At 42.9% G+C, this 18,943-nt stretch carries 33 protein-coding genes; all 33 read right to left on the bottom strand.

Features of this window, described 5'->3' with window-relative positions; genetic code table 11:
* Window positions 1-56: 56 nt before the first annotated feature.
* On the bottom strand, window positions 57-398 hold the full coding sequence (gene rplQ / locus DEF30_RS10880; protein ID WP_031577562.1) for a 50S ribosomal protein L17: 342 nt from the start codon (window positions 396-398) through the stop codon (window positions 57-59).
* Between the two features lie 14 nt (window positions 399-412).
* The gene (locus tag DEF30_RS10875; protein ID WP_031577560.1) at window positions 413-1,360 is read right to left on the bottom strand and encodes a DNA-directed RNA polymerase subunit alpha; all 948 of its coding nucleotides are present in this window, start codon (window positions 1,358-1,360) and stop codon (window positions 413-415) included.
* Between the two features lie 100 nt (window positions 1,361-1,460).
* Window positions 1,461-1,862 carry a 30S ribosomal protein S11 gene (rpsK, locus tag DEF30_RS10870; protein WP_031577559.1) on the bottom strand — a complete coding sequence of 134 codons (402 nt, stop codon included), beginning with the start codon at window positions 1,860-1,862 and terminating at the stop codon, window positions 1,461-1,463.
* Between the two features lie 14 nt (window positions 1,863-1,876).
* Window positions 1,877-2,245: a 30S ribosomal protein S13 gene (rpsM, locus tag DEF30_RS10865; protein WP_294099211.1), complete on the bottom strand. Its 369-nt coding sequence runs from the start codon at window positions 2,243-2,245 to the stop codon at window positions 1,877-1,879.
* A 41-nt stretch (window positions 2,246-2,286) separates the two neighbouring features.
* A complete protein-coding gene (gene rpmJ / locus DEF30_RS10860; RefSeq protein WP_031577557.1) occupies window positions 2,287-2,400 on the bottom strand; it encodes a 50S ribosomal protein L36 in 114 nt (37 codons plus the stop codon).
* An 18-nt stretch (window positions 2,401-2,418) separates the two neighbouring features.
* Window positions 2,419-2,637, bottom strand: coding sequence for a translation initiation factor IF-1 (gene infA / locus DEF30_RS10855; RefSeq protein ID WP_031577556.1), 219 nt, complete (start codon window positions 2,635-2,637; stop codon window positions 2,419-2,421).
* A gap of 7 nt (window positions 2,638-2,644) precedes the next feature.
* Entirely contained in the window at window positions 2,645-2,917 is a 273-nt protein-coding gene (locus tag DEF30_RS10850; RefSeq protein ID WP_036909529.1) for a KOW domain-containing RNA-binding protein, read from the bottom strand.
* Window positions 2,918-2,981: 64 nt separating this feature from the next.
* Complete coding sequence (gene map, locus DEF30_RS10845) at window positions 2,982-3,731, bottom strand: type I methionyl aminopeptidase (RefSeq protein ID WP_294099203.1); 750 nt, start codon at window positions 3,729-3,731, stop codon at window positions 2,982-2,984.
* Complete coding sequence (locus DEF30_RS10840) at window positions 3,718-4,377, bottom strand: adenylate kinase (RefSeq protein ID WP_294099200.1); 660 nt, start codon at window positions 4,375-4,377, stop codon at window positions 3,718-3,720. The genes map and DEF30_RS10840 overlap by 14 nt, the downstream gene beginning before the upstream one ends.
* Before the next feature lie 23 nt (window positions 4,378-4,400).
* A complete protein-coding gene (gene secY, locus DEF30_RS10835; RefSeq protein WP_294099198.1) occupies window positions 4,401-5,681 on the bottom strand; it encodes a preprotein translocase subunit SecY in 1,281 nt (426 codons plus the stop codon).
* Window positions 5,681-6,121, bottom strand: coding sequence for a 50S ribosomal protein L15 (rplO, locus tag DEF30_RS10830; protein ID WP_031577551.1), 441 nt, complete (start codon window positions 6,119-6,121; stop codon window positions 5,681-5,683). Before rplO ends, secY begins: the two co-directional genes overlap by 1 nt.
* 24 nt (window positions 6,122-6,145) lie before the next feature.
* A complete protein-coding gene (rpmD, locus tag DEF30_RS10825) occupies window positions 6,146-6,325 on the bottom strand; it encodes a 50S ribosomal protein L30 (protein ID WP_031577550.1) in 180 nt (59 codons plus the stop codon).
* A gap of 12 nt (window positions 6,326-6,337) precedes the next feature.
* Window positions 6,338-6,835, bottom strand: coding sequence for a 30S ribosomal protein S5 (rpsE, locus tag DEF30_RS10820; protein WP_294099194.1), 498 nt, complete (start codon window positions 6,833-6,835; stop codon window positions 6,338-6,340).
* A gap of 17 nt (window positions 6,836-6,852) precedes the next feature.
* The gene (gene rplR, locus DEF30_RS10815) at window positions 6,853-7,212 is read right to left on the bottom strand and encodes a 50S ribosomal protein L18 (protein ID WP_074912406.1); all 360 of its coding nucleotides are present in this window, start codon (window positions 7,210-7,212) and stop codon (window positions 6,853-6,855) included.
* A gap of 23 nt (window positions 7,213-7,235) precedes the next feature.
* Complete coding sequence (gene rplF / locus DEF30_RS10810) at window positions 7,236-7,775, bottom strand: 50S ribosomal protein L6 (protein ID WP_294099191.1); 540 nt, start codon at window positions 7,773-7,775, stop codon at window positions 7,236-7,238.
* Window positions 7,776-7,815: 40 nt separating this feature from the next.
* Window positions 7,816-8,214 carry a 30S ribosomal protein S8 gene (gene rpsH / locus DEF30_RS10805; protein WP_031577546.1) on the bottom strand — a complete coding sequence of 133 codons (399 nt, stop codon included), beginning with the start codon at window positions 8,212-8,214 and terminating at the stop codon, window positions 7,816-7,818.
* Window positions 8,215-8,243: 29 nt separating this feature from the next.
* Entirely contained in the window at window positions 8,244-8,429 is a 186-nt protein-coding gene (locus DEF30_RS10800) for a type Z 30S ribosomal protein S14 (RefSeq protein WP_031577544.1), read from the bottom strand.
* A 15-nt stretch (window positions 8,430-8,444) separates the two neighbouring features.
* Window positions 8,445-8,984 (bottom strand): 50S ribosomal protein L5, encoded by a 540-nt coding sequence (rplE, locus tag DEF30_RS10795; RefSeq protein ID WP_074912404.1) that lies wholly within the window; start codon window positions 8,982-8,984, stop codon window positions 8,445-8,447.
* A 27-nt stretch (window positions 8,985-9,011) separates the two neighbouring features.
* Entirely contained in the window at window positions 9,012-9,326 is a 315-nt protein-coding gene (gene rplX, locus DEF30_RS10790) for a 50S ribosomal protein L24 (RefSeq protein WP_074912403.1), read from the bottom strand.
* Between the two features lie 19 nt (window positions 9,327-9,345).
* Window positions 9,346-9,717, bottom strand: coding sequence for a 50S ribosomal protein L14 (gene rplN, locus DEF30_RS10785; RefSeq protein WP_031577541.1), 372 nt, complete (start codon window positions 9,715-9,717; stop codon window positions 9,346-9,348).
* 26 nt (window positions 9,718-9,743) lie between these two features.
* The gene (rpsQ, locus tag DEF30_RS10780) at window positions 9,744-9,998 is read right to left on the bottom strand and encodes a 30S ribosomal protein S17 (RefSeq protein ID WP_074912401.1); all 255 of its coding nucleotides are present in this window, start codon (window positions 9,996-9,998) and stop codon (window positions 9,744-9,746) included.
* Window positions 9,999-10,022: 24 nt separating this feature from the next.
* The gene (gene rpmC, locus DEF30_RS10775) at window positions 10,023-10,235 is read right to left on the bottom strand and encodes a 50S ribosomal protein L29 (protein ID WP_031577539.1); all 213 of its coding nucleotides are present in this window, start codon (window positions 10,233-10,235) and stop codon (window positions 10,023-10,025) included.
* The gene (rplP, locus tag DEF30_RS10770) at window positions 10,235-10,669 is read right to left on the bottom strand and encodes a 50S ribosomal protein L16 (protein ID WP_074912400.1); all 435 of its coding nucleotides are present in this window, start codon (window positions 10,667-10,669) and stop codon (window positions 10,235-10,237) included. The genes rpmC and rplP overlap by 1 nt, the downstream gene beginning before the upstream one ends.
* A gap of 30 nt (window positions 10,670-10,699) precedes the next feature.
* A complete protein-coding gene (rpsC, locus tag DEF30_RS10765) occupies window positions 10,700-11,365 on the bottom strand; it encodes a 30S ribosomal protein S3 (RefSeq protein WP_294099175.1) in 666 nt (221 codons plus the stop codon).
* A gap of 19 nt (window positions 11,366-11,384) precedes the next feature.
* Entirely contained in the window at window positions 11,385-11,720 is a 336-nt protein-coding gene (gene rplV / locus DEF30_RS10760; protein WP_031577536.1) for a 50S ribosomal protein L22, read from the bottom strand.
* A 29-nt stretch (window positions 11,721-11,749) separates the two neighbouring features.
* Window positions 11,750-12,028: a 30S ribosomal protein S19 gene (rpsS, locus tag DEF30_RS10755; protein ID WP_031577535.1), complete on the bottom strand. Its 279-nt coding sequence runs from the start codon at window positions 12,026-12,028 to the stop codon at window positions 11,750-11,752.
* A 71-nt stretch (window positions 12,029-12,099) separates the two neighbouring features.
* Window positions 12,100-12,930: a 50S ribosomal protein L2 gene (rplB, locus tag DEF30_RS10750; RefSeq protein ID WP_074912398.1), complete on the bottom strand. Its 831-nt coding sequence runs from the start codon at window positions 12,928-12,930 to the stop codon at window positions 12,100-12,102.
* A gap of 58 nt (window positions 12,931-12,988) precedes the next feature.
* A complete protein-coding gene (gene rplW / locus DEF30_RS10745) occupies window positions 12,989-13,288 on the bottom strand; it encodes a 50S ribosomal protein L23 (RefSeq protein ID WP_074912397.1) in 300 nt (99 codons plus the stop codon).
* Window positions 13,288-13,908, bottom strand: coding sequence for a 50S ribosomal protein L4 (rplD, locus tag DEF30_RS10740; RefSeq protein WP_294099169.1), 621 nt, complete (start codon window positions 13,906-13,908; stop codon window positions 13,288-13,290). The genes rplW and rplD overlap by 1 nt, the downstream gene beginning before the upstream one ends.
* A 25-nt stretch (window positions 13,909-13,933) precedes the next feature.
* Window positions 13,934-14,560, bottom strand: coding sequence for a 50S ribosomal protein L3 (gene rplC, locus DEF30_RS10735; protein ID WP_294099167.1), 627 nt, complete (start codon window positions 14,558-14,560; stop codon window positions 13,934-13,936).
* Window positions 14,561-14,642: 82 nt separating this feature from the next.
* Window positions 14,643-14,951: a 30S ribosomal protein S10 gene (gene rpsJ, locus DEF30_RS10730; protein WP_074912394.1), complete on the bottom strand. Its 309-nt coding sequence runs from the start codon at window positions 14,949-14,951 to the stop codon at window positions 14,643-14,645.
* A gap of 457 nt (window positions 14,952-15,408) precedes the next feature.
* Window positions 15,409-17,046, bottom strand: a complete 1,638-nt coding sequence (locus DEF30_RS10725) for an ABC transporter ATP-binding protein (RefSeq protein WP_294099166.1) — start codon at window positions 17,044-17,046, stop codon at window positions 15,409-15,411.
* Window positions 17,030-18,688 carry an ABC transporter ATP-binding protein gene (locus tag DEF30_RS10720; protein ID WP_294099164.1) on the bottom strand — a complete coding sequence of 553 codons (1,659 nt, stop codon included), beginning with the start codon at window positions 18,686-18,688 and terminating at the stop codon, window positions 17,030-17,032. Before DEF30_RS10720 ends, DEF30_RS10725 begins: the two co-directional genes overlap by 17 nt.
* Between the last annotated feature and the right edge of the window lie 255 nt (window positions 18,689-18,943).

The raw sequence follows: 18,943 nt of genomic DNA, 5'->3' as shown, positions 1-18,943 counted from the left end.
CTCCTGCATGTACCCATTTTAAAGGGAAGTCAGACTTCCGCTTTTATTAATTCTGATTATACAAGCTCCAGAATTGCCTTTTCAGCACCGTCGCCTCTTCTTGGGCCGGTCTTAAGGATTCTTGTGTATCCACCATTTCTTTCAGCATACTTTGGTGCGATGTTGTCGAACAGGTTCTTAACAACCTCTTCTTCATGAACATAAGCGAGAACCTGTCTTCTTGCGTGGAGATCTCCTCTCTTTGCAAGGGTAATCATTTTCTCAGCGATGTTCTTAGTTTCCTTCGCTCTGTAGAATGTGGTTTCTATTCTGCCAGTCTTTAAGAAGTTTGTAACAAGACTTCTCAGCATTGCAGTTCTCTGGTCGGTTGGACGACCAAGCTTTCTTAGTGTAGCCATTTAACTTACCTCCTTTACTCGTCAGTGGACTTTAAAGATAAATCCAAGTCCTTTAACTTTCTCTCAACTTCTTCAAGAGATTTCTTTCCTAGATTACGAACCTTCATCATATCATCCATGGTCTTTTCTGTAAGCTCATGAACAGTATTGATGCCTGCTCTCTTTAAGCAGTTATAGGATCTGACGGACAGGTCCAGCTCTTCGATGGTCATCTCCAGAACCTTTTCCTTCTTGTCATCTTCCTTCTCGATCATCACTTCCACGTCATTGGCGTGATTGGTCAGTGTCATGAACAGCTTAAAGTGCTCAATCAGCACTTTTGCAGCAAGGCTGATGGCCTCTTCTGTCAAAATGGTGCCATTGGTCCATATTTCAAGAGTCAGCTTGTCATAATCTGTGATCTGACCAACTCTTGTATTATCCACTGTGAAATTGACACGCTTCACAGGGGTATATATTGAATCCATTGGGATGGTAGAAAGTGGTAGACCTTCCGCCTTGTTTCTCATCTGAGAAACATATCCTCTTCCTCTGTCCACATTGATTTCAACATATAGCTTTGCATCCTCTTCCAAGGTGGCGATATAAAGATCCTTGTTGACGATTTCCACGTCTCCGTCGGTCTTGATGTCTCCTGCAGTTACTACTCCAGGTCCCTTGGCATCGATATAGATCTTTCTTGGCCCTTCTCCGTTCATCTTGATGAACAGTCCCTTGAGGTTCAGGATGAGTTCTGTGACATCTTCCCGAACACCAGGTACTACAGAGAATTCATGGAGCACACCATCAATCTTTACAGATGTTGGCGCAACTCCTGGCAGTGAGGATAAAAGCATTCTTCTCAATGCATTACCTAAAGTAATCCCATAGCCTCTTTCTAATGGTTCTACTACGAACTTACCATAGGTTCCATCTTCGCTTGTTTCTACACACTGAATCTTTGGCTTTTCTATTTCAAACATGAATTTAACCCTCCTAAAGAATATTGGCAACATAATCCTGAGGGCAACTGATTCTTAAGGTCCCAGATCTAACGCCCAGGTAACTTAGGACAAATTGAAACTAAACTCTTCTTCTCTTAGGTGGTCTGCATCCGTTGTGTGGAATTGGAGTAACATCCTTGATCAGAGTAATTTCAAGTCCTGCAGCCTGTAGTGAACGGATGGCCGCTTCTCTACCTGAACCAGGTCCCTTTACGTAAACTTCAACACTCTTCAGTCCATGCTCCATAGCTGCCTTAGCTGCAGTTTCTGCTGCCATCTGTGAAGCGTATGGTGTGCTCTTTCTGGAACCCTTGAATCCAAGTGAACCTGAACTAGACCAGGAAAGTGCATTTCCTGCCGCATCTGTGATGGTAATGATGGAGTTGTTGAAAGTAGACTGAATATGAGCCTGTCCATGTTCAATGTTCTTTCTTTCTCTTCTTCTTCTTACGACTCTTTTAGTATTCTTAGCTGCTGCCATTATGACTTCCCTCCTTACTTCTTCTTATTTGCGATGGTCTTCTTAGGACCCTTTCTTGTTCTTGCATTGGTCTTGGTCTTTTGTCCTCTTACAGGAAGACCCTTTCTGTGTCTGATGCCTCTGTAGCATCCGATTTCCACAAGTCTCTTGATATTAAGAGCTACTTCTCTACGAAGATCTCCTTCTACCTTGATGTTCTTTGTGATATAGTCTCTGATTGCATTGACGTCCTCTTCTGAAAGATCCTTCACACGGATGTCACCATTGACACCTGTTTCCTTGAGGATGTTTCTTGCAGTGGACAGACCGATGCCATAAATGTATGTAAGACCAACTTCAACTCTTTTCTGCTTTGGTAAGTCTACACCTGAAATTCTTGCCATTAAACTCTACACCTCCTGGTATATTTGAAAATTTACTTTTATTAGCCTTGCTTTTGCTTGTGCTTAGGGTTTTCGCAAATTACCATAACCCTACCGTTTCTCTTGATTACTTTGCACTTTTCGCAAATAGGCTTAACTGATGGTCTAACTTTCATCTCGCTAACCCTCCTTAATTACTTTGCTCTCCAGGTTATACGGCCCTTTGAAAGGTCATATGGACTCATTTCAATGGTCACGCGATCTCCTGGTAGAATTCTGATAAAGTTCATTCTTAACTTTCCTGAGAGATGTGCATTTATGATATGACCACTTTCGAGTTCCACCACAAACTGTGCATTGGGTAGGGATTCTTTCACCACACCCTGCATCTCTATAACATCTTCTTTTGACATAAGGTACTTATACCTCCTTTGCCTCAAGCGCTAAACGCCTGATTATATTTTGCAAGCAAGCTTCATCCTGACGAAGGATTCCTTGAAGAATCTCGTCTTCCGCTTTTGTAATAATACAAAGATGTTTTTTGTTTTTTCTTTTTTGTCTTTTATAATCAAACTTCTTGCCATCCATGAGAAGCACGTGGAAACGGTCCAGGATGGAAACCACCACATAGAATTTTCCTTTGTCTCTTCCTTTTTTAGATACAACAATTTGTCCGATCCAATCTTTGTCCAATTACTCCACTCCCGTTCTCGAATGAAAACACTCTTTTCTAGCAGAAACACAGACGCTCCATTTCTTAAACAAGTGTCGTGATCAGCGGTCCCTCTTCGGTAACAATCACAGTATTCTCATACTGGGCAGATAGGCTGCCGTCTCTTGTGACAGCGGTCCAGTTGTCTTCCAGTACTTTTACGTGATAGAGTCCGAGGTTTGCCATGGGCTCTATGGCCAATGCCATGCCAGCACGAAGTTTAGGTCCCCTATGAGCTGTCCCATAATTGGGGATACTAGGACTTTCATGCAGATCTTTCCCGATGCCATGACCGGTAAAATCCCGAACTACGCTGAGTCCATTGGATTCCAGGTGTTCCTGAACTGCACTGGATATGTCCCCGATGCGGTTGTCTACCCGTACCATTTCAAGTCCTTTGAAGAAGCTCTCTTCCGTTACACGGATGAGTCTGTCCGCTTCCTCACTGACGCGCCCAACCCGGAAGGTTCTAGCCGCATCGCCATGAAATCCATTGATATATGCTCCACAGTCTATGGTGATGATATCGCCTTCCCGAAGAATGATATCCTTACTGGGAATGCCATGTACCACCACTTCATTGACGGATGCACAGATGGATCCTGGAAATCCGTTGTAATTCTTGAAGGATGGAATTGCTCCACTCTTCATTATAAATTCTTCACAGATTTTGTCCAGTGCCAATGTGGAAATTCCTGGTCTAATAGATTCCTCTACCAGCTTCAAGGTCTCGCCCACAATTTTGCCTGCTTCTTTCATCCGCTCTATTTCCCACTGATTCTTAATGATGATCATTTGCTTCTCCTAAAATTCTGATGATGTCCTCAAAGACCTCATTGATGGCCTTTGTCCCGTCTACTGTTTTCAGCTTACCCTTCTCTGTATAATACGCAATCAAAGGGGCGGTTTGAAAATCATAGATTTCCAGTCTTTCCACAACCGTCTCACGCTTGTCATCTTCACGTTGAATGAGGTGTGATCCGCAGTCATCGCAAATACTTCGAAGCATCGGCGGGTTGAATTCCAGATGGTAGGAAGCACCGCAGTTGGGGCAAACCCTTCTGCCTGTCATTCTCTGAATGATAAACTCTCTGGGGACTTCGATCTGCAGGGCCACATCAATGGCCACGCTCTGCTCTTCGAGAAGTGCTTCCAGCACTTCCGCCTGATGTATGGTTCTTGGAAAACCGTCCAGCAAGAATCCATTACGGGTGTCATCCTCTTTCAGTCTGTTCTTCACAAGATCAATGGTCACATTGTCCGGTACTAAAAGTCCCTTATCCATATAACTTTTGGCTAAGATCCCCAGCTCAGTTCCCCCTGCGATATTCTTTCTGAAAATATCGCCTGTGGAAATCTGTGGGATATTATACTTGTTGCTGATTGACTGTGCCTGGGTGCCTTTTCCGGCTCCAGGAGGTCCCAGTAATATGATTCTCAACGGTATCAACTCCAACTAATTTTCTATTTGCTCAGGAATCCTTTGTAGTGTCTCATCACAAGCTGTGATTCGAGCTGTCTCATGGTATCCAGTGCCACACCCGACATAATAAAGATGACGGTTCCTCCGAATGCCAGACCCTTGAATGGGGTATAGCCTTCCAGGAAGATGGGGAACACTGCGATGAGTGCTGCAAATACACCACCGATGAGCGCTACTTTTGTAAGAATTCTTTCCAGGTACTTTGCAGTAGCAACCCCTGGTCTGATACCTGCCACATAACCACCGGATTTAGCCATATTATCAGCCATATCTTCTGGTTTCATGGTAATTTGTGTGTAGAACACCGCAAAGAAAATGACCAGTACGACATATGCTACCATATATCCGACGGAATTCACTTTGAAAATGCTCCAATTGCTTGTAGTTAGCCATTCCAGCACTTTAGAATTTCTAAAGAACTCTGCCAGTGTTGCAGGGAACTGCATCACAGACATGGCGAAGATGATTGCGATAACGCATGCTGAACTTACGCTGACTGGAATATGAGAAGACTGGCCTTTGATCTGCTTTGTTCCGGAAACTCTACCTGCATACTGGACAGGAATTCGTCTTTCTCCTAGGGAGAAAGCCACCGTGCCCACAAAGAGAGCCACCATTGCAAGAGCAAAGAGTACCAGGCTGACGATATCCACAGCACCACCGGAGTAAAGCACACCCACCTGAGTGGCCATCATAGGGATTCTGGATACGATGTTGATGAAAATGAGAACAGACACGCCGTTCCCCACACCCTTCTCGGTGATCCGGTCTCCAAGCCAAATCAGGAACATGGACGCTGCAAGCAGTGTCATGATGATCAGTACAGTATTTAGGAAGCTGTCCTTCTCCACAGCACCGGCATTGTAAATCAGTACATAAGTACCGTATGCCTGAACTGCTCCGATGGCGATGGCCAGATACTTGGTATAGTTCTGTATCTTAGCTCTTCCTTCCTGTCCTTCTTTAGAAAGCTGTTCCAGCTTGGGGATGATTACGTTCATGAGCTGCATAATAATAGATGCATTGATGTAAGGCGTCACACCCATAGCAAATATGCTAAAGTTTGAGAACGCGCCACCAGAAATCAGATCGTAAAAACCAACAAGTGTCTGGGAATTAGCAAGATCCTTTAACGCATCCGCATTAATGTTCGGTACTACGATAAAGTTTCCGAGTCTGAAAATGAAAACTATAAATACTGTGAACAGTATTCTTTTTCTTAGGTCTGGCAGTTTCCATGCATTCTTCAGCGTCTGTAACATTAAATCACCTCAACTTTTCCTCCAGCAGCTTCTATCTTCTCCTGTGCTGATTTTGAGAATCTACTTACTTTAACGGTTAAGGACTTGGTCAGTTCACCATTTCCAAGGATCTTCACGCCATCCAATGTCTTGGATACAACGCCTCTTTCCTTTAATAGTGCTTCAGTTACTTCTGTGCCATTTTCGAAGATGTTCAGTCTTTCAACATTCACCTCTACGATCTGCTTCGCGAAGATATTGGTAAAACCTCTCTTAGGAAGTCTTCTGTACAGTGGCATCTGTCCACCTTCAAAACCTGGCTTAACGCCACCGCCTGAACGGGATTTCTGACCCTTCTGTCCTTTACCGGAAGTCTTACCAAGACCTGAACCAGTACCTCTACCTACTCTTTTTTGAGCTTTTCTTGAGCCTTCAACGGGCTTTAACTCATGAAGTTTCATATCTATTTACACCTCCTCTTACTTTTACGCTTCTTCTACCTGTAGAAGATATTCGATCTTTTTGATCATACCTCTAACTTGAGGAGTATCATTATGTTCGATTGACTTGCCAATCTTTGAAAGTCCAAGTGCCTTGGCGGTACCGATATGGTCCTTCTTTCTTCCAATTAGGCTCTTTTTCAGTGTTACCTTAATCTTAGACAAGTATAACCCCTCCTATCCTATAATTTCTTCAACAGTCTTGCCTCTTAGTGCTGCAATTTCTTCAGCGGATCTAAGGCTTGCAAGTCCGTTAATGGTAGCTTTTACCATGTTGCTTGGGTTGTTTGAGCCAAGAGACTTCGCTCTTACATCCTTGAAGCCCGCAAGCTCAAGAACTACTCTGGCAGGACCACCTGCAATGATTCCTGTACCTTCAGCGGCAGGCATAATAACTACCTTACCAGTACCGAAAATTCCATTGATCTGGTGTGGAACGGTGGTTCCGTCAATCTTTACTGAAACAAGATTCTTCTTTGCGTCTTCAACGCCTTTTCTGATTGCTTCAGGAATTTCGATGGACTTACCCATACCGACTCCAACGTGGCCATTTTCATCTCCTACAACTACTAGAGCTGCGAATCTGAAGTTTCTACCACCCTTAACAACTTTAGTTACTCTACCTATGTGTACAACTTTTTCCTTTAGGTCTAGTGTGCTAGGATCAATTCTCACTTCTTTCTTCCTCCTTCTTAGAATTCTAGTCCAGCTTCTCTAGCTGCTTGGGCAAGGGCTTCAATTCTTCCGTGGTAAATAAATCCACCTCTGTCAAATACAACAGCCTTGATTCCCTTATCCAGTGCTTTCTTCGCAACTAAAACTCCAACTTTAGCAGCTGCGTCCTTATTGCTACCTGCTCCATCGAAATCTTTTTCTACTGATGAAGCAGAAACAAGAGTTACTCCGTTCACATCATCGATGATCTGAGCATAAATATTCTTTTCGCTTCTGTACACAGAAAGTCTTGGTCTTTCTGCTGTACCGCTGACCTTCTTACGAACCCTAGCGTGACGTCTAACTCTAGTCGCCCTTTTATCTTCTTTCTTGAACATTCAGGTTCACTCCTTTCTTATTTCTACTTACCAGTCTTACCAACCTTACGTCTGATTACTTCGCCTTCGAACTTAATACCCTTGCCCTTATATGGCTCTGGCTTTCTCCAAGCTCTGATATCAGCAGCTACGTCACCTACAAGTTCCTTATCAATTCCCTTGATGATGAGCTTAGTTGGGCTTACGATTTCGAATTCAATTCCATCGATGGCATCGAATTCTACTGGATGGGAGAAACCGAGGTTCATCACCAGTTTCTTACCCTGGAGCTGAGCTCTGTAACCAACACCAACAAGTTCCAGTGTCTTCTTGTATCCTTCGGATACTCCAACTACCATATTGTTCACAAGAGCTCTTACAAGTCCGTGAAGTGCTCTGTTTTCTTTTTCATCGTTGGGTCTAGTTACAACAACCTGACCGTCTTCAACGTTAATAGCAATGTTCTTATGCATAGCTTTTTCCAGTGTGCCCTTAGGTCCTTTTACTGTTACAACATTTTCAGGTGAAACATTAAAGGTTACTCCGGCAGGAATTGCTATTGGCATTCTACCAATTCTTGACATTCATCTAACCTCCTGTTAATTAAGATCGTAATCTTATTGACTACCAGATGTAGCAGATTACTTCTCCACCTAGTCCAAGCTTTCTTGCTTCTCTATCAGGTAATACCCCTTGTGATGTTGAGATAACAGCAACACCCAGTCCGTTTAGAACCTTTGGAACTTCGTCCGCTTTACAGTATACTCTTAGGCCTGGCTTGGAAATTCTCTTTAAACCAGTGATAACTCTTTCTTTGTTGCTACCATACTTCAGGGCAATTCTCATCATAGGCACAACACCGTCGTTGTACTCTTCGATTCCCTTTACGTATCCTTCGTTCAGTAATATATTTGCAACCGCCTTCTTAACATTAGAAGAGGGTACTTCTACAACTTCATGTCTAGCAGAATTCGCATTTCTAACTCTAGTTAGAAGGTCTGCAATAGGATCAGTCATAACCATTTATTTGCCTCCTTTCACTATTTAAAGTATTACCAGCTTGCCTTCTTGACACCAGGAATTTCTCCCTTGTATGCAAGTTCTCTGAAACAAATTCTGCAGATACCATACTTGCTTAATACAGCATGAGGTCTACCGCAAAGGTTGCATCTTGTGTAAGCCTGTGTTGGATACTTTGGTGTTTTCTTCCATTTTTCTATAATTGCCTTACGAGCCACGTTATTCCCTCCTTATTATTGAGCAAATGGCATTCCGAGGAATCTTAACAGTTCCCTGGCTTCTTCATCTGTCTTCGCTGTAGTGACGAATACAATGTCCATTCCTCTGATTGCGTCAATCTTATCATACTCAATTTCTGGGAATATCAGCTGTTCCTTGATACCTAAAGAGTAGTTACCTCTTCCATCAAAGGACTTGTCAGATACGCCTCTAAAGTCTCTTACACGTGGAAGAGCGATATTGATCAGCTTGTCAGCAAACTGGAACATCTGGGCCTTTCTTAAAGTAACCTTGCATCCGATTGGCATATCTTCTCTCAGCTTGAAGTTCGCAACGGACTTCTTTGCCTTAGTGATAATTGGCTTCTGTCCTGCAATGATTGTAAGATCTGCAACAGCAGATTCCAGAATCTTTGCATTTTCCTTTGCCTTACCAACACCCATGTTGATAACAATCTTTTCGAGCTTTGGTACTTCCATAATATTCTTATATCCGAACTTTTCCATCATCTTTGGGATGACCTGTTCATTATAAACTTCTTGTAATCTTGGCATCTTCAGTGGTCCTCCTTTCAAAATTTACTAAAGTACGGTGCCGCACTTCTTGCAGACTCTAACTTTGCTTCCATCTTCTGTGATCTTCTTGGAAACTCTTGTAACAGCCTTGCACTTTTCGCAGTAGAGCATTACCTTAGCACTGAATATTGGGGCTTCTGTTTCAATAATTCCGCCGTTCATATTCGCTCTGCTTGGCTTCTTGTGCTTCTTGACCATGTTTACGTCACGAACAAGCACTTTGCCAGTCTTTGGTAATACCGCGATGACTTCGGAAACCTTTCCTTTGTCCTTACCGGAAATTACCATAACTTTATCGTTCTTTTTAACATGTACCTTCATCTCTTAGCCACCTCTCCTTCTAAAGAACTTCAGGTGCTAGAGAAAGTATTTTAGAGAAGGTTTCCTTGTCTCTAAGTTCTCTTGCAACTGGCCCGAAAATACGGGTACCTTTTGGGTTCTTGTCGTCCTTAATGATAACTGCTGCGTTCTCATCAAATCGGATGTATGTTCCATCAGGTCTCTTGGTTTCCTTGACAGTTCTTACAACTACCGCCTTAACCACTTCACCTTTTTTAACAACTCCGCCTGGTGTTGCACTCTTAACGCTAGCAACGATTATATCTCCTACTCTGGCATATCTTCTTCTTGTTCCGCCGAGTACCTTTATACACATGATTACCTTAGCTCCAGAATTATCTGCAACCTTTAGCAATGTCTGCTGTTGAATCATGATTTACCTCCTTTCAGCTATATATGCTACTTAGCCTTTTCAACGATCTCCACAAGTCTCCATCTCTTATCCTTAGATAAAGGTCTTGTTTCCATGATCATTACTGTGTCATTGATCTGCGCTTCGTTGTTTTCATCGTGCGCTTTATACTTCATTGTTCTGTTCATTGTCTTACCATAGAGCGGATGTCTTACCTTAGTCTTTACCGCAACAACGATGGTCTTATCCATCTTGTCGGATACAACTACGCCTACTCTGGTCTTTCTGTTATTTCTCTCCATAAGTTAATGACCTCCTTTCACAGATTAATTGCTGACAGCCTTAATCTCTTCTTCTCTAATGATGGTTTTAATCTGAGCAATGGACTTTCTAACTTCCTTAATTCTCATGGGATTTTCAAGCTGACCAGTGGCTAACTGGAATCTCAGATTGAAAAGTTCTTCCTTAAGATCATGAAGCTTTGCTGAAAGATCTTGGGAGCTTGCGGCTCTTAAATTCTTTAACTCTTTCGCCTTCATTATTCTTCACCACCCATTTCTTCAAAATCTCTTCTTGTGACGAATTTTGTGGATATAGGAAGCTTGTGCTGAGCTAGTCTCATCGCTTCTCTTGCCTTTTCTTCGTCAACTCCTGAAAGCTCAAACAGAACTCTTCCAGGCTTCACTACTGCCACCCAGTACTCAACGTTACCCTTACCGGATCCCATTCTAACTTCAGCTGGCTTTTCAGTGATTGGCTTATCTGGGAAAACCTTGATCCAAAGCTTTCCTCCTCTTCTGATATATCTATTGATTGCAATTCTGGCAGATTCGATCTGATTGGATGTAAGCCATCCGCACTCAGTTGCCTGAATTCCAAAATCTCCATAGGCAAGGAAATTACCTCTAGTAGCTTTTCCTCTCATTCTGCCCTTCTGCACCTTACGACGCTTTACTCTCTTAGGCATTAACATGTCGAATTCCTCCTTTCTTCGTCTATTGGATTAAGCGTTAGTCGCTTCCTTATTCTTCTTAACAGGAAGTACTTCACCCTTATAGACCCAAACCTTTACTCCGATCTTTCCATAAGTGGTGTTCGCTTCTGCGAAACCATACTGGATATCTGCTCTTAGTGTCTGCAGTGGAATGGTTCCTTCACGGTAGGATTCGCTTCTAGCGATTTCAGCTCCGCCAAGTCTTCCGCCACACATTGTCTTTACACCCTTAACGCCAGTTGTTCTCATGGCTCTCTGGATGGTCTGCTTCATAGCTCTTCTGAAGGAGATTCTCTTCTCAAGCTGCTGTGCGATGCTTTCAGCCATCAGCTGTGCATCTCCGTCAACATTCTTTACTTCAACGATGTTCAGTAAAAGAGTCTTGCCGTTTACAAGAGGCATCATTTCTTTCTTCAGGGCTTCAATTCCTGCTCCACCTCTACCGATGACTACACCAGGCTTTGCAGTATGGATATTTACTTTAACTCTCTTAGCTGCTCTTTCGATTTCGATCTCGGAAATTCCAGCATTAAAAAGCTTCTTCTTGATGAATTCTCTAATTTTCTGGTCTTCTACAATATTGGCAGCAAATGTCTTCTTGTCTGCATACCATTTTGCGTTCCAGTCCTTGATAACACCGACTCTAAGGCCGTGTGGATTTACTTTCTGTCCCACTATTCAAATACCTCCTTTTCTAAGCTCTTTCTTTTACCACTACAGTGATGTGTGTGGTTCTCTTCATGATGCTGAATGCTCTTCCCTGTGCATGAGGCTGGTATCTCTTAAGAACCGGTCCTGGTCCACAGTAAGCTTCAGATACATAAAGGGAATCTCTGTTGAGTTCCAGGTTGTTTTCTGCATTCGCAACAGCGGACTTCAACACTTTATTGATAACAACAGCTGCATCCTTGTGTGTGTACTCAAGAATTGCCATTGCTTCTTCTACATTCTTGTTTCTAATAAGGTCCAGAACGATTCTCACCTTCAATGGTGACATTCTAACGTACTTATTAATAGCTCTAGCTTCCATTAATGATCCTCCTTTCGATTACGATAAAACTATCTCATCTTTGACTTCTTTTCGCTTACATGACCTCTGTAAGTTCTTGTAAGAGCGAACTCACCAAGCTTGTGGCCAACCATATCTTCAGAGATATAGACTGGAACATGCTTTCTTCCGTCATGAACTGCGATGGTGTGCCCAATCATTTCTGGAAAAATTGTTGAGCTTCTTGACCAAGTCTTGACAACTTTCTTGTCCTTAGCCTTGTTCATTTCGATTATCTTCTTCATAAGACCTTCGTGCACGAAAGGCCCTTTCTTTACTGATCTACTCACGTTTAATTTTCCTCCCTTCGGAAATTATAAGGTTGTAGAAGAAACTCTTCCTAAAAGGAAGAGGCTTCTTCCTACTTTGTTCTTCCCTTGATGATAAGTCTGTCTGAGTACTTCTTGGTCTTTCTTGTCTTGTAACCAAGTGCAGGCTTACCCCATGGTGTAACTGGTGCTGGTCTACCGATTGGTGTTCTACCTTCACCACCACCGTGTGGATGATCTACTGGGTTCATGACAGAACCTCTCACTGTAGGTCTGATACCCATGTGTCTCTTTCTACCAGCCTTACCAATCTTGATGATTTCGTGTGTCTGGTTGGAAACAGTACCGATGGTTGCTCTACATTCGATTCTGACATATCTCATTTCCCCTGATGGGAGTCTTAGTGTAGCGTAGTTTCCTTCCTTCGCCATAAGCTGAGCGGAAGTACCAGCGGATCTTACCATCTGTCCACCCTTACCAGCTGCAAGCTCGATGTTGTGGATGAAGGTACCTACTGGGATGTTCTGCATTGGAAGAGCATTTCCTGGCTTGATGTCCGCATTTGGACCGGAAACCAGAACGTCTCCAACCTTGATGCCTACTGGAGCAAGAATGTATCTCTTTTCTCCATCTGCATATACTACCAGGGCAATGAATGCGGATCTGTTTGGATCGTATTCGATTGTTGCCACTCTAGCAGGGATGTTATCCTTATTTCTCTTAAAATCAATGATTCTGTACTTTCTCTTCGCACCGCCACCACGATGTCTTACAGTAATCTTACCTTGGGCATTTCTTCCCGCGGTTCTGTTCTTCGCAACAAGAAGTGACTTCTCTGGCTTGTCTGTGGTGATTTCCACGAAAGCATTCACGGTCATATGTCTTCTTGAAGGGGTAGTTGGCTTATAACTCTTAATAGCCATAATTACGTTCCTCCTTAATTCTCTTATCTGGTTTAAGAAACCAATAGTTTGACCAGTCTTAGTTCATGTTATCGAAGAACTCGATGGTCTTGCTGTCTGCCTTCAAGGTCACGATTGCTTTCTTTGTGTCAGCTCTCTTACCTACGTGCACACCCATTCTCTTGTATTTTCCAAGAGTATTCATGGTTTTTACATCTTCAACCTGTACGCCGAAGACTTCTTCTACAGCCTTCTTGATTTCAACCTTGTTTGCACTTGGATGCACCAAGAATGTGTACTTTCTGTCTGCCATGGCATCCATGGACTTTTCAGTGATCACAGGCTTTCTGATGATGTCATATGCTGTTAACTTTTTCATTATGCGTACACCTCCTCAAGCTTAGATACTGCATCCTTTGTGATAATCAGGTTGTCATATTTCAGCAGGTCGTATACGTTGATGTTGTTCACAGGGATTACCTGGATTCCTTCAACATTTCTTCCTGACTTGTAGACATTGGCATTGGACTCAGCGGTAACGATGAGGGCCTTCTTTACATCGAAAGCTTTCAGCATGGTTACGATGGTCTTGGTCTTTGGTGCATCCAGCTCCAGGCTTTCAAGAACGATCATTTCATTTTCAAGAACCTTAGCGGTCAGAGCAGACTTCATAGCCACTCTTCTCATGCTCTTAGGAAGTGAAACTCTGTATTCTCTTGGCTTTGGCGCAAATACGATACCTCCGCCAGCCCATTGTGGAGATCTGATGGACCCCTGTCTTGCTCTACCAGTACCCTTCTGTCTCCATGGCTTGATTCCACCACCTCTGACTTCAGCTCTGGTCTTTGCAGACTGTGTACCCTGTCTCTTGTTTGCAAGCTGTGCAACAACTACCTGGTGCAGTACTGCCTTATTAACTTCAACGTTGAATACGCTCTCGTTCAGAGTTACGTCTCCAACTTTCTTTCCTTCAATATTGAATAATCCTACTGTAGGCATTTTGTATCCTCCTTTCAATTAAGATTTATGCCTTGACTGAATTTCTAATTACAACCACACTCTTGTTTGGTCCTGGGATTCCACCCTTAATTAGAATTACATTCTTTTCTGGCATTACTTTGACGATTTCAAGATTCAGTACGGTGGTGTTCACATGACCCATTCTTCCAGGCATCTTCTTGTTCTTGAATGTTCTGGATGGTGAGGATGAAGCACCCATGGAACCTACTGCTCTATGGAACTTGGAACCGTGTGTTTCTGGTCCTCTGTGGAAGTTCCATCTCTTGATAACACCAGCAAATCCTTTACCCTTTGAAAGACCGGAAACGTCAACCTTTTCTCCAGCTTCAAATATATCCACCTTGATTTCGGTACCTACTTCCAGGTTTCCTCCTTCAAGTTTGAACTCCTTAAGAAGTCTCTTCACGCCAACGCCAGCCTTCTTGAACTGACCCTGTCTTGGCTTGTTTACAAGATTTTCTCTGATTTCGCCATAACCAACCTGAATTGCATCATAGCCTTCTTTTTCAGTTGTCTTTACTTGAACTACAACGTTAGGTGCAGCTTCAACAACAGTTACAGGAACGATTTTCCCGTTTTCGTCAAAAATCTGGGTCATACCAATTTTGGTACCCATAATTGCTTTTTTCATTTTCTTACCTCCAAACTTATTAGCGGATCGCACAGTTTCCCATGCGGTCATAACAGTTCATAGAGTGAACTATAAACTATTCTTACAGCTTAATTTCGATATCAACGCCAGCTGGTAGATCCAGTCGCATCAGTGCATCCACAGTCTTAGGTGATGGATTCACGATGTCGATCAGTCTCTTGTGAGTTCTAACCTCAAACTGTTCTCTTGAATCCTTGTACTTGTGCACTGCTCTAAGAATTGTGATGATTTCCTTCTCAGTAGGTAGTGGAACTGGTCCTACAACCTTTGCTCCTGAGGACTTTGCAGTCTCAACAATTCTTTCAGCGGATGCATCCAGCACGCTGTGATCAAAAGCCTTTAGTCTGATTCTGATCTTCTGTTTTGCCATTTTGTTACCTCCTTTTTCTTTGTACGCTATACTTCTTTCGCACAACAGCGGATATCGTAAACTGCACCGGGTGTTTCATACATAGAGTCCGCACCAGAATACAGCCAGGATACCCTCGCCGGGTTCGTGACCTGACTTGCTCATCAAGAATTACCTGTTAAGTCCAGCAACCTCTTGAATCTTCGCTGTTTGCTGTAACTATAACATTATACAATATTATAGCGGTCGTTTCAATGAAAAATTCACTCTCCGGCAAAGATTCATGAATCTTTCACTGAACATCCTTCTTATTATACTTATTTTCACGGTTCAGAGCAATAATTTTATAAAAGTATTTTTTACGCAGGCAATTATTATAAATAACGTAAAAACAGCCGGAAATCTCCAGCTGTTTCTTAATATATTCACGTTTCTATTATGCATCCCGATGAAAAAACGCTTTCATAACACCATGAACTTAGGACACTCCACTGATGGGAATGCGCTCGATCCTCTTACGGTCTACATACAGCATCTCATCATAGGCATTTTTATTCTCTGGAATGAGTATGTGGCTTACATTTACGACAGTGAGTTCAGGCAGGTCCAGAATGGTTTTTTCAATGGCCCTTGCTGTTTCATAGTCAAGACTTTGAAACGCCTCATCAAGAATCAGAATCTCCGACTCATTGAGCAGAGCTCTTGCAATGGCAATACGGGATCTCTCTCCACCAGAAATATTCCGGCCGTTGTCTTCTATGATTGTCTCCAGCCCCTTCGGAAGGTTCTCAACGAATGAACGAAGACCCGCTCTAGTAATAGCCTCCTGAATTTTCTCTTCAGGAATATCTTTCAAGAGCGTCAGGTTATTTCTCACCGTATCATCGAACATGAAGACGTTCTGTTCCACATTGGAAAGATGTTTGAAATAACTCTCCTTTGTAATGTAGTTCAATGGTTTCCCATCCACATAAATGCTGCCCGACTGAGGATGGAAGTACTTACGTAGAAGCTTCAGAAAAGTGGACTTTCCCCCACCACTTGGTCCCACAATGAGATATTTCCCATTCTTCTTTAAGGACAGAGAGAGATCTTCCAGCACTTTATTCTCACCATAAGAAAATGTGACCCTTTCAAATGAAATTCCCTCCTGGAAGCTGTGAAGCTCTTCTTTCTCTTCCTGAAGATCCTGGTTTAGAAGAGATTCATCCAGGACCTTGAACAGTGCTTTCGTGCTGAAGATCTTAGGAAGAAGCTCGCTGGCTCTCTGGAACGGACCAATGAGTGAGGAAAAATTGTTAAGAATTAAAATGACGCCACCGAAAGTAATCTTGCCAATCACTGTATAGTATACGGAAATCGCCATGACAAAGAGCACCACAAAGTTAATCATAAAGTTCTGTACTGCATAGATATAGGTGGACTTCTTTTCAATCTCATAGCTTTTGGACTGCAGATTCTCGCTTCTTCCTGTGAACTGTTTCTCCACTCTTTTATAGAGACTGTTCACCCGAATAATCCGAAATGCAGAAAGCACTTCCTGAAGATAATGGGTATATTTATCGTACAGTCCGCTGCGCTCCTCATAAAGTTTCTGGATTGGTTTGGAGAGCACATTGGATAGAAATCCAACCAAAGCACCTACAACGAGCACGATGATCAGTAGCTCCATACTGACCCCTCCGATGATGATGATGGTAATCACAAAGGAAATCACAGAAAGAGCCAGTTCGAAAATCCCATCAATATAATCCAGATCCACCGTGTTGAGATCACTCATCATGTGGGACACATATTTCGCATTGCTGTCCTTGTTGAACTCATTGATGTTCTTCTGGAAGATTTTCTCCAGATAATACATTTTGAGGTTCACATTGGTCTTTTTACGGTAGTACCCTTTCACGAAGGAAAGCAGTGTTTCCAGAAGAAACAGCACAAAGGCAAACAGGACCATCCGCAATGCAATCTCACGGAAACCAGGCATGCCAGGCAGAAATGACGTGTCCACCAAATCTCTTGTCAGAATGGTCATGTAGCCGCTTACCCCTTTGGCTATGGCACCGACAAGCAGGGTTGCCGCAAGAAGAATCAGGGTTTTGTTATAAATTCTCTTCAAGGACACGCACCTCCTTCAGATAGTCTTCCATCTTTTTCAGATGAAGACCACCATTCTTGATCTCAATGACCGCATCATATTTATCTGTAATTCCGTCATAAAAGCGATGAGAAATAGCAATGACTGTGGTATCCAGCGACAGAATCGTTTCTTCCACAAGCCTTCCAAGGTGTTCATCCAGGGAAGAAGTCACTTCATCTGCAAAGAGAATCTGCGGATTTCTGATGATTGCTCTTGCAATAGAGATTCTCTGGCGTTCCCCTCCGGAGAGGTTTTTTCCGTTTTCTTCCACGGCCTCATCCATTCCTTTCTCTTTCTTTTTTAGAAGTGGCAGCAATCCCGCCCCCTCCACTGCACGGTTAATCTCGGTCTCCTCATACTCCCTGTAAAGACAGATATTATTTCTGATGGTATCTTCAAATAAAAATACATCCTGGTAGATAAAACTCACATTCTGATTGAAGCTGTCTTCAGAGATTTCCCGCAGGTCTCTTCCATCGATGAGGATCTCCCCTTCATAGTCTTCATAGACTTTGGAAAGCAGCTGGATAAACGTGGACTTCCCCGCACCGCTGGCTCCTTTCAGAAGATACTTCTTCCCTTTCTCTAGAACCACATTGCCTTTGGTGATGATTCTTCGGTCTCCATAGGAGAAGGTCAAATCCTTCACTTCAATCTTCTCATTGAAATCGTATGGTTTCTGTTCCTCGCTTCTCTCTCCATCCTCCTCTTTCCGAAGAATATTTTCAATGATGGTGCCATTGGATTTCAGCACATTGAACAGCGGCATGATTTCTGTGATGGGCCATATGGTGGAACTGGCCATGGAGATGACAAACATGACTCTGGTCAGGTCATATCCAGGCTCCAGTCTGCTGATGATGTAATAAAGGATGAGGATGGTTGTGATAAATCCAAGGAAATTTGAAAATCGCCCCTGCCAGAAAGTAAAGATATTGACACTGGCTTTTCTTGTCTCCAGCTGCTCCGTCTCTCTTTTCGAGCCAGAAAGAAATCTTTCCTCAATCCGGTTCAGCTTCAGAATTTCTAAGCCCGAAAAGGTATTGGCGATATTCACCGTAAAACGCTCTCCACTTCTTTGCACATCTTCCTGCATCCGGATGGTTTTCTTCTGGAAAGACCGGTTGATGAGGAAAATCACAAAGGACACGACCACCATGATCAGCGCCAGATCCCATTCCAGAAAGAAAAGAATCAGAAGGCTTGCCAGATAGATTTCTGCACCGAAGATGAGGTTCAGCAGCGCATGAAAATATTTCCCTTCAAAGGTATTGATGTCGTTGACAAGATTTGAGATGTACTCATTCTTCAGCTTCCTGTTGAAGGAGCGGGTGGTTTTCGTCATGATGTTCTCAAAGGCTCTTCTTCTGATCCTCAGGGTGGTATCTCTCATGAATCCAATCCTGAGAAGCCTTGAGAAGATAAAAACCACAGCGGCGTAAACAAATGCAAGAAGTCCAAATATCCCATACCTCACAAGATCCGAGAGATCCCCGGACTGGACCACTCCAGCAATCTTGGCAATGGCATAATTTGTCAGTAAAAACTCAGACAGCAAAATAAAACATCCGATCAGGTACCGTATAAAACCCTTCTTATCTTCCAGAAGCAGTGCAGTCATCGATGTATCCCCCCATTCTTTCTTTACACTCTTTCATCACTATAGCATAACAATGTTACGCTGTAAACCCTGCAGTTTATTTTGTCATTATTTTGTAATAACCTATGCAAATCAAAGCTTGCAGTATTTCCACCGCTTTATTTGTTTTGCATTGTTCTGCGTTAAACGTAACAACCCTCTTTCTGACAAAAAAATAAACCGGAGAGATTGCTCTCTCCGGCTTAGAATTCAATTATTCGTTGATGGTAGTAACAA

Source organism: Proteiniclasticum sp., from assembly GCF_003514505.1.
GTDB lineage: Bacteria > Bacillota > Clostridia > Clostridiales > Clostridiaceae > Proteiniclasticum.
The sequence above is the reverse complement of the archived record's forward strand: the minus strand, read 5'-3'. Positions and strand labels throughout refer to the sequence as shown.

Bases quoted from the DNA above. Each gene is read 5' to 3' on its own strand.
- rplQ (WP_031577562.1), bottom strand. From the start codon at position 398: ATGGCTACACTAAGAAAGCTTGGTCGTCCAACCGACCAGAGAACTGCA.
- DEF30_RS10875 (WP_031577560.1), bottom strand. From the start codon at position 1,360: ATGTTTGAAATAGAAAAGCCAAAGATTCAGTGTGTAGAAACAAGCGAA.
- rpsK (WP_031577559.1), bottom strand. From the start codon at position 1,862: ATGGCAGCAGCTAAGAATACTAAAAGAGTCGTAAGAAGAAGAAGAGAA.
- rpsM (WP_294099211.1), bottom strand. From the start codon at position 2,245: ATGGCAAGAATTTCAGGTGTAGACTTACCAAAGCAGAAAAGAGTTGAA.
- rpmJ (WP_031577557.1), bottom strand. From the start codon at position 2,400: ATGAAAGTTAGACCATCAGTTAAGCCTATTTGCGAAAAGTGCAAAGTA.
- infA (WP_031577556.1), bottom strand. From the start codon at position 2,637: ATGTCAAAAGAAGATGTTATAGAGATGCAGGGTGTGGTGAAAGAATCC.
- map (WP_294099203.1), bottom strand. From the start codon at position 3,731: ATGATCATCATTAAGAATCAGTGGGAAATAGAGCGGATGAAAGAAGCA.
- secY (WP_294099198.1), bottom strand. From the start codon at position 5,681: ATGTTACAGACGCTGAAGAATGCATGGAAACTGCCAGACCTAAGAAAA.
- rplO (WP_031577551.1), bottom strand. From the start codon at position 6,121: ATGAAACTTCATGAGTTAAAGCCCGTTGAAGGCTCAAGAAAAGCTCAA.
- rplR (WP_074912406.1), bottom strand. From the start codon at position 7,212: ATGTTCAAGAAAGAAGATAAAAGGGCGACTAGAGTTAGACGTCACGCT.
- rplF (WP_294099191.1), bottom strand. From the start codon at position 7,775: ATGTCAAGAATTGGTAGAATGCCAATAGCAATTCCTGCCGGAGTAACC.
- rpsH (WP_031577546.1), bottom strand. From the start codon at position 8,214: ATGGTTATGACTGATCCTATTGCAGACCTTCTAACTAGAGTTAGAAAT.
- rplE (WP_074912404.1), bottom strand. From the start codon at position 8,984: ATGCCAAGATTACAAGAAGTTTATAATGAACAGGTCATCCCAAAGATG.
- rplX (WP_074912403.1), bottom strand. From the start codon at position 9,326: ATGAAGGTACATGTTAAAAAGAACGATAAAGTTATGGTAATTTCCGGT.
- rplN (WP_031577541.1), bottom strand. From the start codon at position 9,717: ATGATTCAACAGCAGACATTGCTAAAGGTTGCAGATAATTCTGGAGCT.
- rpsQ (WP_074912401.1), bottom strand. From the start codon at position 9,998: ATGGAGAGAAATAACAGAAAGACCAGAGTAGGCGTAGTTGTATCCGAC.
- rpmC (WP_031577539.1), bottom strand. From the start codon at position 10,235: ATGAAGGCGAAAGAGTTAAAGAATTTAAGAGCCGCAAGCTCCCAAGAT.
- rplP (WP_074912400.1), bottom strand. From the start codon at position 10,669: ATGTTAATGCCTAAGAGAGTAAAGCGTCGTAAGGTGCAGAAGGGCAGA.
- rplV (WP_031577536.1), bottom strand. From the start codon at position 11,720: ATGGAAGCTAGAGCTATTAATAAGTACGTTAGAATGTCACCATTGAAG.
- rplB (WP_074912398.1), bottom strand. From the start codon at position 12,930: ATGGCTATTAAGAGTTATAAGCCAACTACCCCTTCAAGAAGACATATG.
- rplW (WP_074912397.1), bottom strand. From the start codon at position 13,288: ATGAAAAAGTTAACAGCATATGACATCATCAGAAAGCCTGTGATCACT.
- rplD (WP_294099169.1), bottom strand. From the start codon at position 13,908: ATGCCTACAGTAGGATTATTCAATATTGAAGGAAAGAAAGTTGGAGAC.
- rplC (WP_294099167.1), bottom strand. From the start codon at position 14,560: ATGAAAAAAGCAATTATGGGTACCAAAATTGGTATGACCCAGATTTTT.
- rpsJ (WP_074912394.1), bottom strand. From the start codon at position 14,951: ATGGCAAAACAGAAGATCAGAATCAGACTAAAGGCTTTTGATCACAGC.
- DEF30_RS10720 (WP_294099164.1), bottom strand. From the start codon at position 18,688: ATGACTGCACTGCTTCTGGAAGATAAGAAGGGTTTTATACGGTACCTG.